The organism is Variovorax sp. TLI9-5A (assembly GCF_056867935.1).
Window position 1 is genome coordinate 2,675,172 of sequence record NZ_CP200310.1, and the last position, 14,913, is coordinate 2,690,084.

Genomic DNA, 14,913 nt, shown 5'->3' on the forward strand with positions numbered 1-14,913 from the left:
AGTCGGATGATGAACTTTGTAATCCGCGTCATTCTTCTGCTCCTGGGGCTGGTCTTCGCGGCCAGCCTCGCCGTGGCGGTCATGCTGCTGGCGGCGGTCTGGGGTGTTCGCTACGCCTGGGGGCGTATCACGGGCAAGCCCGTGACGCCTTGGGTCATGCGCTTCAATCCCCGCTCCGGCTTCGATAAATTTCGTAATGCGGCAAAGCCGGCCGAACCGACCGCCGCCGACGTGGCCAATGCGCGGGCACGCGGCGAATCGGTGGAGCGCCCGGTGCGCATTCGCGGCAGCGCCAGCGACGTGACCGACGTGTCGCCGAAATCGGTCTCGCGCGGCTGAGCCACTGCTATTTCAGGTGCGACAACCCGTCGCGCCTTTCGCCGTCAGAATCGTCCTCCTGCAGCCGCCGCTGAGTGCGGCTTTCGCTTTCATCAGGAGAGACATTTCATGACATCGCGCGACATCTTCGTGGTCGGCACCGCCCGCACCGCCATCGGCACCTTCGGCGGCTCGCTGAAGGACGTGCCCAACACCCAGCTTGCCACCACCGCCGTGAAGGCCGCCATCGAGCGCAGCGGCGTCGCCGCCGATGCCATCGGGCATGTGGTCATGGGCAACGTCATCCCCACCGACGTGAAGGACGCCTACCTGAGCCGCGTCGCGGCCATCGACGCGGGCTGCCCCATCGAGACGCCGGCCTTCAACGTCAACCGCCTCTGCGGCTCGGGCCTGCAGGCCATCGTGTCGGCCGCGCAGGCCATCGCGCTGGGCGACTGCGACATCGCCATCGGCGGCGGCTCGGAGTCGATGAGCCGGGGCCCTTACTTCGACACATCGGCCCGCTATGGCGCACGCATGGGCGATGCGGTGCTGGTCGACTACATGCTCGGCATCCTCCACGACCCGTGGGAGAAGATCCACATGGGCATCACCGCGGAGAACGTGGCCGCGCGCTACGGCATCACGCGCGAGCAGCAGGACGAGCTGGCGGTGCTGAGCCAGCAGCGCGCGGCGGCCGCCATCGAGGCAGGACGCTTCAAGGAGCAGATCGTTCCGGTCGAGATCAAGACGCGCAAGGGTGTCGTGCTGTTCGACACCGACGAGCACGTGCGCGCCGACACCACTGTCGAGACGCTCGCGAAGATGAAGCCCGCTTTCAAGAAGGACGGCCTCGTCACCGCCGGCAACGCCTCGGGTATCAACGACGGCGCTGCCGCGGTGGTGCTGGCGAGCGGCGAGAGCGTCAAGGCGCGGGGCCTGAAGCCGCTGGCGCGGCTGGTGGGCTATGCGCATGCTGGCGTCGAGCCCGCGTACATGGGCATCGGCCCGGTGCCGGCCACGCGCAAGGTGCTGGAGCGCACGGGTCTGAAGGTGGGCGACATGGATGTGATCGAGTCGAACGAGGCCTTTGCGGCACAGGCCTGCGCGGTCATCAAGGAGCTGGGCTTCGATCCGGCCAAGGTGAACCCGAACGGCTCGGGCATTTCGTTGGGCCACCCGGTGGGCGCGACCGGCGCGATCATCGCGACGAAGGCGATTGCCGAACTGCATCGCACGGGCGGCCGTTACGCGCTGGTGACGATGTGCATCGGCGGCGGGCAAGGCATTGCCGCCGTCTTCGAAAGAGTCTGAGCGCCATGCTCCGCCCACCCATCCTGATCGACCCCGACGAGGTCGACTTCAGCGCCATCCGGGCGCAGGGTGCGGGCGGGCAGAACGTCAACAAGGTGTCGAGCGCGGTGCACCTGCGCTACGACATCCACGCCAGTTCGCTGCCGGCCGACGTGAAGGAGAGGCTGCTCGCGCTGCGCGACAGCCGCATCACGCAGGAAGGCGTGTTCGTGCTCAAGGCGCAGCAGCACCGCACGCAGGAGATGAACCGCGCCGACGCGCTCGCGCGGCTGCAGGCGGTGGTCGACAGCGTGGCCACCGCGCCGCGCGTGCGGCGCGCCACCAAGCCCACCTACGGCTCGAAGCAGCGCCGGCTCGAAGGCAAGAGCCAGCGCTCGCAGATCAAGAGCCTGCGCGGACCGGTGCGGGACTGATCCCGCCGGTGCCGCCGCGCAGCCGGCGGATCTGCAGGCCTGCGCCGATCAAATACAGCACGAGCAGCACGCCGGTGATCGCCTTGAGCTCCGGCGCCTCGGCGCTCGGCAGCAGCGGGGCGCCGAGCGGCAGCCGCGTGAGCGTCTCGGTGAAGGCCGGGATCCAGTGGAAGAGAAAGCTCGCAGAGAACGCGACGGCCTCGACGTAGCGCGCCCACTTCCCGAAGAGCAGGCCCCGGCCGGCGAGCGTGCCCACGGCCAGCGCCAGCAGAGTGATGATGCCCAGCGCATGCGGCTTGCCGAAGCCGCCGTGCTGGAAGATGCCGAAGCCCGTGAGGCAGGTCAGCACGGTGGTCCATACGAAGAGCCGGCCGAGGCCGGTGCGCATGGTGATCTCCTTGTAGCGGAACAGGGCCAGCAGCCCCGCGACGACGGCGATCAGGCTGATCGCCGTATGAACCGTACCCAGGGACGTGAGTCCCAGCCATCCAGTCGGTGCCATGCGGATCTCCTCGTGAATCTCGTGGTGCGGCATTCTGGCGCCTTGCAACAGAATTGTGCAATCTGGGATGAATTGAGTGCAAAAGCCCCCGGTTTACGGGACTGAAACATCTTCCGAGCACAATCGCACTCATGAGAAGGCTCTTTCCGCGCGCCGTGCTGGCCGCGTTCCTGCTGGCACCGGCCGCGGCGCTCCTGAGCGGATGCGGCCCGGGAGCCGCAGCGCAACCGGACGCAGGCGCTGCAGCAGCCCCCGAACTTAAGTGGGAGGAACTGATCCCCAAGAGCTGGGACCCGACCAGGCGCTACCGCAACATCAGCCTCGAAGCCCTGCGCGACAACGATCCGCGCGCAATCCAGATGCTCGACGAGATGCGCGCCGTGTGGGACAACGCCCCCGTCAACGTGGCGCTCGATGGCAAGCCGGGCAAGCTCGCCGGCTTCGTCGTTCCGCTGGACAACACGCAGGAGGGCATCCGCGAATTCCTGCTGGTGCCGTACTTCGGCGCCTGCATCCACACCCCGCCGCCGCCCGCCAACCAGATCGTGCACGTGGTCGCGTCCTCGGTCGTGAAAGGCCTGCACGCGATGGACACGGTATACGTCAGCGGCACGCTGAAGGCGGCGCGCTATTCGTCGGCTGACATGGGCGTGAGCGGCTACGAGATCAAGTCGGCCTCGGTCGAGCGCTTCGTGCCGAAGCAGCCGCAATGACGGGCCGCGCTCAGCCGCCCATGCGCTGAGACAAAAAATCCAGGAACGACGTGATGCGCGCCGACAGCTGCGTGTTGCGGTAGTACACGGCATTCACCGGCTGGCGCACGTCGGCAGTCTCCTTCGCCAGCACCTGCACCAGCGTGCCGTTGGCGCGGTCGATGCCCGTCATGAAGTCCGACAGGCAGACGATGCCCACGCCCGCCAGCGCGAGCTGTCGCAGCGTCTCGCCGCTCGATGCCACCAGCGTGGGCGCGATGTTCCATTCGTCGCCATGCACGCCGCGCAGCGGCCAGCGGTTCAGCGACTCGGGCTGCGTGAAGCCCAGCAGCGTGTGCTCGGCCAGGTCGGCCACCTTGCGCGGCTTGCCGTGCACTTCGAGGTACGCGGGGCTCGCGAGCACGCGCAGCCGGTGCGTGCCCAGCGGCCGCGCATGCAGTGTGGAGTCGCGCAGCGGGCCGATGCGGATCGCCACATCGGTGCGGCGCTCCAGCAGGTCGATGGGCAGGTCGTCGGTGTCCAGTTCCAGGCTGATCTGCGGATAGAGCCTGCGGAACTCCGGCACCAGCGGCACGATGGCGTGCAGCATGAAGGGCGAGGCCGCGTTCACGCGCAGACGACCCGCGGGCTGCTGGCGGCGCGCGGCCATGTGCTCCTCGGCGTCGTCGATGGCATCGAGGATCGCGCGCGTGCGCTGCAGGAAGGCTGCGCCTTCCTCCGTGAGTTCGAGCCGCCGCGTGGTGCGGCGAAGCAGGGTGGTGTCGAGCTTCTGCTCGAGCCGGCTCAAGGCGCGGCTGATGCCCGAGACCGTCTGCGACAGCTGCTCCGACGCGGCCGTGATCGAGCCCGTGTCCACCACCGTGCGGAACGCGACGAGTTCTTCGATGGTGGTCTTCATGGGGGCCGCGGCTCGGTCTTCTTCAGGCGGCTTCCTCTGCGGCCGCCGGCACCTCGACGCGCGGCATCAGCGCCGCCAGCGCCTCTCCATCGGTGCGATAGCTGAAGAGCATCGGCCCCGGCGCCAGCAGGCCGGCGCTTTCCAGCACCTGCATCGCGGGCAGCTTCATGCCGCTCAGGTGCAGGCGGATGCCCCTGGATTCCATCATCCGGCGGATCGAGCCGAACACCTCCGCGCCGGTGATGTCGATGCGGTTGATCGGCTGCGCGAACAGGCAAACGTCGGTGAGGTCGGGCCGCTCGGCCAGCGCCACCGTGAGCGCGCGTTCGAGCGTGGAGGCCGATGCGAAGTCGAGCTCGGCGTCCATGCGCAGCGCATAGAGGTTCGGCGCCAGCGGCGGCAGCTTCCAGAGGTTGCGGTCGCGCAGGCTGCCGTCGGGATGCAGGCCCACCTCGATGATGCGCGGGTGCAGGTGCCGGTACATGTAGTGCGCCAGCGCGGCCAGCAGGCCGCCGAGCACTCCCCAGTAGATGCTCGGCGCGGTCGCGATGGTCAGCACGAAGGTGCCGAAGGCGATGCCCGCCTCGATGCGCGAGATACGCCACAGCGCGGTGAAGCTCGCCGGCTTCACCAGCCCCAGGATGGCCGTGACAACCACCGCCGCCAGCACCGCTTGCGGCACGTGATACAGCAGCGGCATCAGCCACAGCAGCGCGCCGGCCACCACGACCACGCTGAAGAGCGTCGCCCAGCCGGTCTGCGCGCCGGCGTACAACGTGATGGCCGAGCGCGAGAAAGACGAGCTGGTGGGAAACGCACCCGTGAAGCCCGAGGCCAGCTTGGCCAGGCCCTGGCCGATCAGGTCCTGGTTTTCGTTCCAGAGCGTGCCGGCGCGCGCGTTGTCGACCTTGGCGCTCGATGCGGTTTCCAGAAAGCTCACCAGCGTGATCATCAGCGCCGGCAGTACCAGCGCGCTGAAGGTGCCCAGCGGCAGCAGGCCGGGCCAGTAGAACGAGGGCAGGCCCGAGGGCAGGGTGCCCACCACCGCGCCGCCGCGCAGCGCGTAGTCGACCAGCCAGCTGATGGCGGCCGCGCCGGCCACCAGCGCCATGGTGGTCGGAAAGCGCGGCAGCAGGCGCTTGCCCAGCCACAGCACCGCGATGCTGCCGAGTCCGAAGGCGATGGCCACGAGGTCGGGCAACGGCCCGCCATGCAGCACCTGCGGAATGGTCCGCCCGGTGAAGCCCAGCAGCGCCGGCAGCTGCGAGATGGCGATCAGCACCGCCGCGCCCTGCGTGAAGCCGATGAGCACCGGCGAATTCACCAGCCGCAGCAGCCACCCGAAGCGCCCCGCGCCCAGCACGATCTGGATCGTGCCCGACATCAGCGTGAGCCACACCGCCATCGCCACCCACTCGGCGCTGCCCGCCACCGCCAGCGGCGCGAGCGAGGCGCCGACCAGCAGGCTGGTGAGCGCCGTGGGCCCGACCGACAGCCGCTGCGAGGAACTGAACATCACCGCGATCAGCGCCGGGAACAGCGCCGCGTACACGCCCGTTACCAGCGGCATGCCCGCCAGCGCGGCGTACGCCACGCCCTGCGGGATGACCATCAGCGCCACGGTGATGCCGGCCATCGCCTCGTTGCGCAGCAGCGCGGCGGAGGGCCGGGGCCAGGCCAGGCACGGAACCCAGCGGGAGAGGCGCTGGCGCAGGGAAGGGGAGGTGGTAGCCGGATTCATGAATGACGGATGGCGCCTGCAACGACGCTGGAATGCTCCGCAGGCGCAGAGAGCTTACGCGGCCAGTCGGGGAATGCCGCGGAACCGGCTTTGCCGGGCCGCTGGCATGGCCCCCGGCGAGGGAGTGTGCGAAGCGACACGCAGTGCGCGAAGCATGGGGAGGAGCCTAGATCAGGGAGGTGGCGTTCTTGAGCACGTAGTCGCAGGCCTTTTCCTTGACCTTCGACGACAGCCCCTTGAAGTTCAGCGACTTGCCGTCGCCGCCCTGCAGCAGTCCCTTGGCGCCGCTGGCGAAGCCGGTTTCCTGCTTCTTCTGGCCGGTGATCTTGGCCAGCAGCTTGTCTTTTACCGAGGCCGCGTCGCCGCCCAGGTAGTTGTTCTTCACGCAGTACTGAAGCACACCGGCCGCGTTGCCCATGGTGCTGGAGCCGATGGAGGGCATCTTGAAGCCGAGGCTGCTGCCCAGGTTGCCGAGCGCCGATCCGCCCGTGCTGCCGCCGCTGCCTTGCGAGTTGGCGGTGGCGGCTTCGCCGGCCTTTTCCTTGAGCTGGTCGAGCAGGTTGTTGGCCTGCGCCGAGGCGCCTGCTGCGAGCAGCGCGAGGGCGATGAGGGTGGAGCGGGCGTGCATGTTGTCCTCCTGTCGGTAGCGTGGTGGAAAGCGGCCACCAGCATAACGGAGACGCCGGGGGCGAAGCCCCGCTGCAGTCGCCCTCGCGCCTGTGCTTACTTCGAACGGGGAGTGCGCTTTTCGAGCAATGGTGCGCTGGTGCCCTGCACGCCGACGAGGCCGAGCACCGTCACCAGCGAGTTCTGCGCACCCTTCCAGCCGTCGGTCACGTCGATCCACTCGCTGAGCGCGTGGAAACCGCCGGTCTTGCCGCCGCCGCCGATGATGATGGCCGGGATGCCCAGCGACATCGGCACGTTGGCGTCGGTGCTCGCGCCCGTGAGCAGCGTCTTGTGGCCGAAGGCGGCGTTCGAGCGCGTGGCGGCCTCGACGATCACCGTGTCCGACTGCGTGCGGCCGCCCGGACGGTCGCCGATGAGCTTGGTGCTCACGCTCAGCGTGTTGACGTTCCAGCGCTTGTTTTCCTCGGCCACGGCTTCGTCGATGGCGGCGAGGATCTTCTTCTCGGTCTCGAGCAGCGGCGCCATTTCGTCGGAGCGGATGTCCACCGCCATGCGCGCGTCCGGCGCGATGGTGTTGACAGAAGTGCCGCCGCCGACCGTGCCGACGGTGAACGTCGTCTTCGGGAAGCTCGGCGTGCGGATGTCGGCGATCTTCGCGATGGCGCGGCCCATACCGTGGATCGCGCTCGGCACCTGGCCGAAGGCGCCGTAGCTGTGGCCGCCGGGGCCCTTGAAAGTCACTTCGTAGCGGTGGCTGCCGGTTCCCAGCATCAGCACCGAACCATCGGGCGCGGGCTCCAGGCCGACCATGCCGTCGATGTCGAGGTTGTCGCGAAAGATCGCCTTCATGCCGCGCAGGTTGCCGAGCTCTTCCTCGCCCACGTTGCCAACGATGAGCAGGTCGCCCACCGTCTGGATTTTGTTGTCGTTGAGCACCTTGAGCCACGACAGCAGCACCGACAGGCCGCGCGTGTCGTCTGAGATGCCGGGGGCGTAGAGCTTGCCGTCGCGCTCCTTGACCTTCACGTCGGTGCCGGCCGGAAACACCGTGTCGAGGTGGGCAGAGATCAGCAGCTTCGGCCCGTTGCCCGTGCCCTTGCGCAGGCCGACCACGTTGCCTTCGGCGTCGATCTTCGCGTCCGTCAGGCCCAGTGCCTTCATGCGGGCGAGAAAGGCTTCGGCGCGCTTCTGTTCCTTGAAGGGCGGCGCCTCGATCTCGGTGAGCATCTTCAGGTCTTCCACCGAGCGGTCGTGGTCGGCCTTGACCGAATCCAGCAGCTTCTGGATGGCGGGCGAGGCCATCAGCTGGGTGTAGGCCTTGTCCACTTCCGGACGCACCTGCGTGGGCGTGGCCGCGACGCTGCCGCTCTGGGCGTGGGCGAGGCCTGTGGCGGCGGAGGCCAAGGCCAAAGCGAGGGCAAGGGCGATCGGGGCGAGGCGAGGCGACACGGGGCGGGGCATGGTGCGGGATGTCCTTGTAGTTGAGGCTGACCAGGTCGAGGCGAGCGGCGCCGGTGCGACGCCGTCGTCAGTGATTCTTATGGCTGTGTTAGGCGCGCGCTCTGGTTTAATCTTCCGCGTTGTCAGTTTTTCTAACGAAGCCCTCATGCGCCGCCACATTCCGAGCACCCGCGCGCTGCTGATCTTCGACGCGGTGGCCCGTCACCACGGCGTCGGCAAGGCCGCGGAGGAGCTGTGCCTCACGCACAGCGCAGTGAGCCAGCAGTTGCGCCAGCTGGAGACGCAGATCGGCGTGCGGCTGGTGCAGCGCACCGCGCGCGGCACCGAGCTCACCGAGGCCGGCCGGCGCTACCACGGCCAGATTTCAGGCGACTTGCTGCGCCTGCAGAACCACACGCTGGAAGCCATGGCGCAGCGCACCGACGGCCTGCGCCTGCTGGTCGGCGCGGTGCCGGTGCTGGCCGAGGGCTGGCTCACGCCGCGTCTGCCGGAGTTCATCGGGCTGAACCCGGGCTGCAGCCTGCATCTGCAGGTGTTTCCTACGCATCTCTATATGGAAGACCAGCCTTTCGATGTGGGCGTGCAGTACGACGACGCCGTGTGGCCCGGCGCGAACGCGCTGCCGCTGATGGGTGAATCCTGCGTTGCCGTTTGCTCGCCCGGCGCGAGGGGCCGGCCGGCCATGGCGCGCGGCGACTTCCGCGCGGCGCCGCTGCTGCAATTGCGCACGCGGATGGGCGCGTGGGAAGAGTGGTTCGGCCAGGCCCCGCATCTGCGCGCGCCGGAGAACCTGGTGGCGGGGCACCGCTTCGACCTGTTCTCGTCGCTGGTCGCGGCCGTGCGCGCCGATCTGGGCGTGGGGCTGGTGCCCGACTACTTCGTCGAGCGCGAGTTGCGTTCGGGCGAGCTGGTGCTGGCCTGCCCGCACCGGGCACCGTCGAGCCGGGGCTACAGCGTGTTCGTGGCGCCCAGCCGCACGGACGATGCTCTGGTCGGCGCCTTCGTGGCGTGGCTGTGCGCGGCAGCCGCGCAGGCCGCGCCGCAGGAACTGAAGGCCGCCTAGGCCCGGCGGAAGAGCAGCACCGAGTTCGTGCCGCCGAAGGCGAAGGAGTTGCTGATGGCGGCTTCGAGCGCGGGCGCCGCGGTGTCGTCCTGCATGACAAGGTTCATCCGGCATTCCGGATCGATCTCGCGGCAGTTGGCGTTGGGCGGCAGTTGCCGCTGCTGCAGCGCCATCACGGTGATGAGCGCCTCGATGGCGCCCGCCGCGCCCAGCATGTGGCCATGCAGCGCCTTGGTCGAACTCACGCGCAGCGTGTCGAGGTCGTCGCCCCACACTTCGGCCAGCGCGTTGCGCTCGACCACGTCGCCGATGCGCGTGGCCGTGCCGTGCGCGTTGCAGTAGCCCACGTCGCGGGGCTGCAGGCCGGCCTGGCGCAGTGCGGCCCGCAGCGCGCGGGCCTGCCCCGGTGCATCGGGCTTGGTGAGGTGGGTGGCGTCGCTGCTCAGGCCCCAGCCTGCCAGCTTGGCGTAGCTGCGGGCGCTGCGTGCACGCGCGCGTTCGGCGGACTCGAGAACGAGGAAGGCCGCACCTTCGCCCAGCGCGAAGCCGCTGCGGTCGGTGGCGAAAGGCCGCACCGCGCCGGCCGCCTCGCCGGGCTGGAAGCCGGCCAGCGTCGCCATGGCCTGCCAGGCCACCACCACGCCGGGCACGATCAGCGCTTCGCTGCCGCCGGCGATGGCGATGTCGACCTCGCCGCGCTGCACGGCCTTGGCCGCCTCGGCGATCGCGGCAGAAGAGGAAGCGCAGGCGACCGAGTAGGTGAGCACCGGGCCCTTCACGCCCTGGCGCATGGCCACGTGAGCTGCCGGTGCGTTCGGCATGAAGGCGGGAATGGTGAGCGGGGAGACGCGGCCGTTGCCGCGATAGGCCGCTTCGAGCGCCGCCGCACCGCCCATGCCGCAGCCCGAGAAGACGCCCACACGCTCGAGATCGGCGTCCGATGTGGAGAGGCCAGCGTCGCGCATCGCCATGTCGGCGGCGGCCACGGCCAGCTGGCTCACGCGGTCGACACCGGCGAGCTGCAGCTTGGTGAACCAGCGGGTCTCGTCGAAGGCCACGGTGGCGGCCGCTGCCGGTTTGGGCAGTTCAGGAAAGACGGGCTGTATGGCCGACCGGCCCTGCAGCAGGGCCTGGAACAGCGCGCCGGGCTCGTCGCCGTGCGGCGCCATGACGCCCAGCCCGGTGACGGCGACTTCGTGGTTCACGACGCCGACGCGGCCTTCTCGGCCCTGACCTTGTCGACCAGCACGGAGAGCTCGGCCAGGGTGTCGATGTTCGCGTCCTCGTCGGGCATGACGATGCCGAAGTGGTCTTCGATGGCGAACAGAAATTCGGCCAGGGCCAGCGAATCGAGCCCGCCGGTTTCACGCATCGAGGCGTGGGGGTCGAGCTTCGACGGTTCGATGCCGTACTTCTCGTGGATCAGGTCCTGCAATTCCTTCAGCGAACTCATCGTGCAATGCCTGTCGTCTCGTGTGCCGCCGATCGATCGCCGCCCGTTGCGGTCCTTGGAGTCAATCGATCCCTTCCTCGTCGGCCAATGGTGAGTGTGGTCAATGTTTACGGATGATATCCGCTCCCGCCTGAGGGGAATCCTCCCGCCGCCGCGCGCCGGGCCGCCAGCGCATCGAGGGCAGGGCGAAAGCCATACCCAGCAGCGCGCCGGCCGCCACGTCCAGCGCCACGTGCTGCTTGACCGCCAGCGTCGAATAGGCGATGGCGGCGAACCAGGCCCAGTTGAGCATTCGCCATGGGGCGGGCGTGCGCGTTTCGCGCAGCACGTCCTCGATGCGGATGGCGGTGAAGATGGCCACCGCCACGTGCATCGAGGGGCAGGCGTTGCCGGCCGCGTCCACGCCCTGCAGCATCGCGAAGCCCGGGTAGCCGGAGGCATCGATGGCCAAAGGAGGTATCTGGGTCGGCCAGAAGTAGAAGATGCCCAGGCCGGTGATGCACAACCCGCCGATCCACAGCCCGTAGACCACCAGCTCGCGGAAGGTGAGCTGCAGCCCCGGCGCGATGCCCACGTACACCCACAGCGAGAGGTACGGCCCCAGCAGGTAAGGCTGGAAGGGCAGCAGGCGGTCCAGCGGCGTCAGCGGCATCACCTCGACCGGAAAGGACGGGTTGCGCAGAAGGTGGAAGTAGCCGATGAAGAACAGCCATGTGAAGACCGTGGTGCCGACCGCCTTCAGCAGGAAGTGCCGGCGCACGCGCAGCCAGATGTCGGCGGTCCACCTGGGTGGCCGGGCGCCGGGCGCCATGTTCAGGGAGATCGGTGAGTGCATGGTGTTGCTTGTCGGGCGCCGATCTTGCCAGAGCGCCGTGAAGCCCCCACCCGGCTCTCGCGCATCAGGCGGGCGCGGGCCGCTTGCGGTGCTGGAACGAGGTGGGCGAGCGGCCGGTGGCGGCTTTGAACATCGCGCAGAAGGCGCTGTCGGTGGCGTAGCCGCTGGCGGCCGCTACCTGGCTCACCGCCATGCCGCGCGCCAAGAGCGGCAGCGCATGCGCCATCACGGCCTGCTGGCGCCACTGCTGCCAGCTCATGCCGAGCTGGTCGCGGAACAGGCGCGCCACCGTGCGCTCGCTGGCGCCGATGGCGGCCGCGCGCTCGGCCAGCGTGGCGCGGTCGGCCGGGTTGCGCAGCAGCGTCTCGCAGAGCTGGCGCAGGCGCTTGTCGGTGGGCAGCGGCACGTCGATGCGGATCTGCGTGGCGCGCTCCAGCTCGTCGACCAGCAGCGGCGCGATCATCCGCTCGCGCTGCGGCGCATGCGCATCGGCCGTCGGCAGGCCGTCGGGCGTGGTGTCCAGCGCCAGCATCAGCGCGCGCAGCAGGGGGCTGATCTCGAGCACTTCGCATTTTTCCCATGTGGGCGCGATCCAGGCGTGCAGGTAGACGGTGCGCAGCTCGGCGTCTTCTATCAGCGTGATGCTGTGCGGCATGTTGGCCGGCACCCAGAGCGCGCGCGAGGGCGGCACGATGTAGCTGCCGTCTTGCGTGCTCAGGCGGATCACGCCCCGTGTGGAGAAAGTGAGCTGCGGCCACGGGTGCTCGTGCAGTTCGACCAGCGTGTCGGCGCTCAGGAAGTGCTCCTTGGCGCGCAGTGGCCGCACCGCGTCGGGCGCGTACAGGTGCGGCGTGAGGGAGGCAACGCTGTTGATCGGGGTGGGCCCGCGCAGCCTGGCGGCGGACGCGGCGCTCCTGGAAGTGGGTGAGGCGGCGCTTGGCATGGTTTCGACAAATGTTGTCGCTGTATCGCCATTCTGCCGCTTCCCCGACGCATAGCATCGGTGCCTGCCCCGTTTTTTTGTAGCAATCCATGTCTTCCAATTCGCCCATGAGCGCCGCTTCCCCGCCTTCCTCCAACACTCTGGGTACCGACGCCAAGCTGATCGGGCTGGTCGGCCTGGCCCACGCGGTCAGTCACTTCAGCCAGCTCATCCTGGCGCCGCTGTTCCCGTGGCTGAAGGACGCGTTCAACGTGAGTTATGTCGAGTTGGGCGCGGTGCTCACGGTGTTCTTCGTGGTCTCGTGCATCGTGCAGGCGGCTTCGGGCTTCATCGTCGACAAGCTGGGCCCGCGGCCGGTGCTGTTCGTGGGGCTCGGGGCATTGGGGCTGGCGGCTTTCGGCTATGCGCTGGCGCAGAGCTACTGGATGCTGCTGCTGTGCGCGGTGGTAGGCGGCATCGGCAACGGCGTGTTCCACCCGGTGGACTACACGCTGTTCAACCGCAAGGTCGCGCCCACGCGCCTGGGCCATGCCTACAGCGTGCACGGCATCACCGGCAGCCTGGGCTGGGCGCTGGCGCCGGCCTTCGTGGTGCCGATCGCCATCGCCTTCTCGTGGCGCGTGGCGCTGGCTTCGGCGGGCGCGGTCGCCCTGCTGGTGCTGCTGGTGCTGTGGATCTATCGCAGCGTGCTGTCGCTGGACGCGGCGGCCGTGCACAAGGCCACGGGGCAGGGCGAACCCGCGCCCGCCGGCGGCGAGTTCGACTTCCTGCGCATTCCGGCCGTGTGGATGTGCTTCGGTTTCTTCTTCTTCTATGCCGCGGTGATCAGCGTGGTGCAGACCTTCGCGCCCGTGGCCGCCGGGCATCTGCACGCCGTGCCGGTGGCTCTGGTGGCCGTGTGCCTGACGGTCTACATGGTGGCGAGTGCGGCGGGCATGGTGGTGGGCGGCTTCCTCGCTTCCGATCCATCGCGCTGTGAGCGCGTCGTGGGCGTGGGGTTCGGCTTGGCAGCCGCTTTGGCCTTGATGCTGGCCTTTGCCGACTTCCCGCCGATCATCGTGCCGGCGCTCTTCGGCGCCATGGGTTTCGTCTCGGGCGTCGCCGGGCCTTCGCGCGACCTGCTGGTGAAGAAGTCGACACCGCCCAACGCGACCGGCCGCGTCTATGGCGTGGTCTACGCGGGCCTCGACATCGGGCAGGCCGTGGCGCCGCTGGTGTTTGGCCGACTGATGGACCATGGGCAGTACACCAGCGTGATCGTGGGGCTGGCGCTCGTGCAGGGCGTGCTCATCGCCAGCGCGTTCAACGTGCGCCGTGTGCGGCGCACCGCGCTGGTTCCGGCCTGACGGCTCCGGCCGGCGAGTTATGACCCCCGGCCGATATCATCGGCCGCATGCAAGCCCTGTACGTCTATGTGATCGCCGGCGCGGTGCTGGCGGGTTTTGTGCAGGGTCTTTCGGGCTTTGCGTTCGGCCTGGTGGCGATGTCGGTCTGGGCCTGGACGCTGGAGCCTCGGCTTGCCGCTGTGCTCGCGTTGTTCGGTGCGTTGACGGGGCAGGTGATTGCCGCGGTTACCGTGCGGCGGTCCTTCGACAAGGGCGTGCTCTGGCCCTTTCTGCTTGGCGGGCTGATGGGCGTTCCGTTCGGTGTCTGGCTGCTGCCGCACCTGGATCTTGTCGTCTTCAAGCTTTGCCTTGGTGTGCTGCTGGTGCTTTGGTGTCCAGCGATGCTGATGTCGCAGCATCTGCCCAAGGTGGCGTTCGGTGGGCGCGTGGCTGATGGGGTTGCCGGGGCTATCGGTGGTGCGATGGCTGGGATTGGTGGGTTCTCGGGGACCATTCCTACGCTTTGGTGCACCTTGCGTGGGTTCCAGCGCGACACGCAGCGGGCTGTGATTCAGAACTTCAATCTTTCGATGTTGCTGGTGGCGTTTGGGATTCACCTTTTCAGCGGGAATATCGGGAGGGCTGTCGTGCCTTTGCTTGGGGTGGTGGCGTTGGCGGTTGCTGTGCCTGTGTTGCTGGGGGCCCGGATGTATATCGGGATCAGTGAAGGGGCGTTTCGGAAGGTTGTGTTGGGGTTGTTGACGGCTTCTGGGGTGGCGTTGTTGGCTTCTGCTGTTTCGGCTTTGTTGGCTCGTAGTTGAGTTCTTTGGGTGTTGGCTTCCCGGGGCCGGGACTCGCCCCGGCGGGCGACCTACTTTTCTTTGCTTCGCCAAAGAAAAGTAGGCAAAAGAAAGGCGACCCCACTGTCTGCGACCCCTTCGCTGCGCTACGGGGCAACCTGCGGTGCTCGCGTTTCGCGGGGTCTCGCCCAAACTCGCTTCGCTCAGACAAGGGCGAGCCCTGATCCGCGAAACGCTGCGCTCCTCGGCGCAGCCAGAGGGGAGGGGAGACGCTCGGGCCTTTGCTTCGCTCGGCCCCCAAGGCCCAGCAGGCGCTTCGCGCCTGCTGGGCTTGGAATGGGGCGGAGGGGTTGTTGGGGTTGCGTGCGTGGCTTGCGCTGTCAGAACTAGTTCTGAATCTGTATCCCCGGCCGAGCGAAGCGAAGGCCAGTTCAGGCTTTTCAAAAAAGCCGAGCGAAGCGATGGCGCGGATCGATCCCTTCTGGCTGCGCCGAGGAGCGCAGA

The 14,913-nt window shown here is 68.4% G+C and carries 16 protein-coding genes; 7 read left to right on the forward strand and 9 right to left on the reverse strand.

Annotation, left to right across the window (positions count from 1 at the left end; translation table 11 throughout):
* Nucleotides 1-9: 9 nt before the first annotated feature.
* The 3 genes from AC1VNX_RS12765 (at nucleotide 10) to arfB (ending at nucleotide 2,045) form a co-directional block, all read left to right on the forward strand.
* Complete coding sequence (locus tag AC1VNX_RS12765; RefSeq protein ID WP_483157019.1) at nucleotides 10-339, forward strand: hypothetical protein; 330 nt, start codon at nucleotides 10-12, stop codon at nucleotides 337-339.
* A 108-nt stretch (nucleotides 340-447) separates the two neighbouring features.
* Nucleotides 448-1,632, forward strand: a complete 1,185-nt coding sequence (locus AC1VNX_RS12770; RefSeq protein ID WP_483157020.1) for an acetyl-CoA C-acyltransferase family protein — start codon at nucleotides 448-450, stop codon at nucleotides 1,630-1,632.
* Between the two features lie 5 nt (nucleotides 1,633-1,637).
* Nucleotides 1,638-2,045: an alternative ribosome rescue aminoacyl-tRNA hydrolase ArfB gene (gene arfB / locus AC1VNX_RS12775; protein WP_483157021.1), complete on the forward strand. Its 408-nt coding sequence runs from the start codon at nucleotides 1,638-1,640 to the stop codon at nucleotides 2,043-2,045.
* On the opposite strand, the gene AC1VNX_RS12780 is transcribed toward arfB, so the two are convergent.
* Nucleotides 2,014-2,547, reverse strand: a complete 534-nt coding sequence (locus AC1VNX_RS12780) for a DUF2306 domain-containing protein (RefSeq protein ID WP_483157022.1) — start codon at nucleotides 2,545-2,547, stop codon at nucleotides 2,014-2,016. The genes arfB and AC1VNX_RS12780 overlap by 32 nt on opposite strands.
* Before the next feature lie 131 nt (nucleotides 2,548-2,678).
* Here AC1VNX_RS12780 and AC1VNX_RS12785 point away from each other — a divergent pair, with 131 nt between their 5' ends.
* Nucleotides 2,679-3,260: a DUF3299 domain-containing protein gene (locus AC1VNX_RS12785; RefSeq protein WP_483157023.1), complete on the forward strand. Its 582-nt coding sequence runs from the start codon at nucleotides 2,679-2,681 to the stop codon at nucleotides 3,258-3,260.
* A 10-nt stretch (nucleotides 3,261-3,270) separates the two neighbouring features.
* Here the strand turns inward: AC1VNX_RS12785 and AC1VNX_RS12790 are convergent, their stop codons facing one another.
* The 4 genes from AC1VNX_RS12790 to AC1VNX_RS12805 all read right to left on the reverse strand — a co-directional run bounded on the left by AC1VNX_RS12790 (nucleotide 3,271) and on the right by AC1VNX_RS12805 (nucleotide 7,990).
* The gene (locus tag AC1VNX_RS12790; RefSeq protein WP_483157024.1) at nucleotides 3,271-4,158 is read right to left on the reverse strand and encodes a LysR substrate-binding domain-containing protein; all 888 of its coding nucleotides are present in this window, start codon (nucleotides 4,156-4,158) and stop codon (nucleotides 3,271-3,273) included.
* Nucleotides 4,159-4,180: 22 nt separating this feature from the next.
* The gene (locus AC1VNX_RS12795) at nucleotides 4,181-5,899 is read right to left on the reverse strand and encodes a SulP family inorganic anion transporter (protein WP_483157025.1); all 1,719 of its coding nucleotides are present in this window, start codon (nucleotides 5,897-5,899) and stop codon (nucleotides 4,181-4,183) included.
* Nucleotides 5,900-6,065: 166 nt separating this feature from the next.
* A complete protein-coding gene (locus AC1VNX_RS12800; RefSeq protein WP_483157026.1) occupies nucleotides 6,066-6,527 on the reverse strand; it encodes a DUF2501 domain-containing protein in 462 nt (153 codons plus the stop codon).
* A 95-nt stretch (nucleotides 6,528-6,622) separates the two neighbouring features.
* Complete coding sequence (locus AC1VNX_RS12805) at nucleotides 6,623-7,990, reverse strand: M20/M25/M40 family metallo-hydrolase (RefSeq protein ID WP_483157027.1); 1,368 nt, start codon at nucleotides 7,988-7,990, stop codon at nucleotides 6,623-6,625.
* Nucleotides 7,991-8,135: 145 nt separating this feature from the next.
* On the opposite strand from AC1VNX_RS12805, the gene AC1VNX_RS12810 reads away from it, so the two are divergent.
* Entirely contained in the window at nucleotides 8,136-9,053 is a 918-nt protein-coding gene (locus tag AC1VNX_RS12810; protein WP_483157028.1) for a LysR substrate-binding domain-containing protein, read from the forward strand.
* Here the strand turns inward: AC1VNX_RS12810 and AC1VNX_RS12815 are convergent.
* The 4 genes from AC1VNX_RS12815 to AC1VNX_RS12830 all read right to left on the reverse strand — a co-directional run bounded on the left by AC1VNX_RS12815 (nucleotide 9,050) and on the right by AC1VNX_RS12830 (nucleotide 12,284).
* Nucleotides 9,050-10,258 carry a beta-ketoacyl-[acyl-carrier-protein] synthase family protein gene (locus tag AC1VNX_RS12815; protein ID WP_483157029.1) on the reverse strand — a complete coding sequence of 403 codons (1,209 nt, stop codon included), beginning with the start codon at nucleotides 10,256-10,258 and terminating at the stop codon, nucleotides 9,050-9,052. The genes AC1VNX_RS12810 and AC1VNX_RS12815 overlap by 4 nt on opposite strands.
* A complete protein-coding gene (locus AC1VNX_RS12820) occupies nucleotides 10,255-10,506 on the reverse strand; it encodes an acyl carrier protein (protein WP_301508287.1) in 252 nt (83 codons plus the stop codon). The genes AC1VNX_RS12815 and AC1VNX_RS12820 overlap by 4 nt, the downstream gene beginning before the upstream one ends.
* A gap of 100 nt (nucleotides 10,507-10,606) precedes the next feature.
* Entirely contained in the window at nucleotides 10,607-11,317 is a 711-nt protein-coding gene (locus AC1VNX_RS12825) for a phosphatase PAP2 family protein (RefSeq protein ID WP_483161940.1), read from the reverse strand.
* Between the two features lie 88 nt (nucleotides 11,318-11,405).
* Nucleotides 11,406-12,284, reverse strand: coding sequence for an AraC family transcriptional regulator (locus AC1VNX_RS12830; RefSeq protein ID WP_301508285.1), 879 nt, complete (start codon nucleotides 12,282-12,284; stop codon nucleotides 11,406-11,408).
* Nucleotides 12,285-12,373: 89 nt separating this feature from the next.
* Here AC1VNX_RS12830 and AC1VNX_RS12835 point away from each other — a divergent pair, with 89 nt between their 5' ends.
* Both AC1VNX_RS12835 and AC1VNX_RS12840 read left to right on the forward strand, forming a co-directional pair.
* Nucleotides 12,374-13,630, forward strand: a complete 1,257-nt coding sequence (locus AC1VNX_RS12835; RefSeq protein WP_483157030.1) for an MFS transporter — start codon at nucleotides 12,374-12,376, stop codon at nucleotides 13,628-13,630.
* Between the two features lie 47 nt (nucleotides 13,631-13,677).
* Nucleotides 13,678-14,430, forward strand: a complete 753-nt coding sequence (locus tag AC1VNX_RS12840) for a sulfite exporter TauE/SafE family protein (protein ID WP_483157031.1) — start codon at nucleotides 13,678-13,680, stop codon at nucleotides 14,428-14,430.
* The last annotated feature ends 483 nt before the right edge of the window (nucleotides 14,431-14,913 follow it).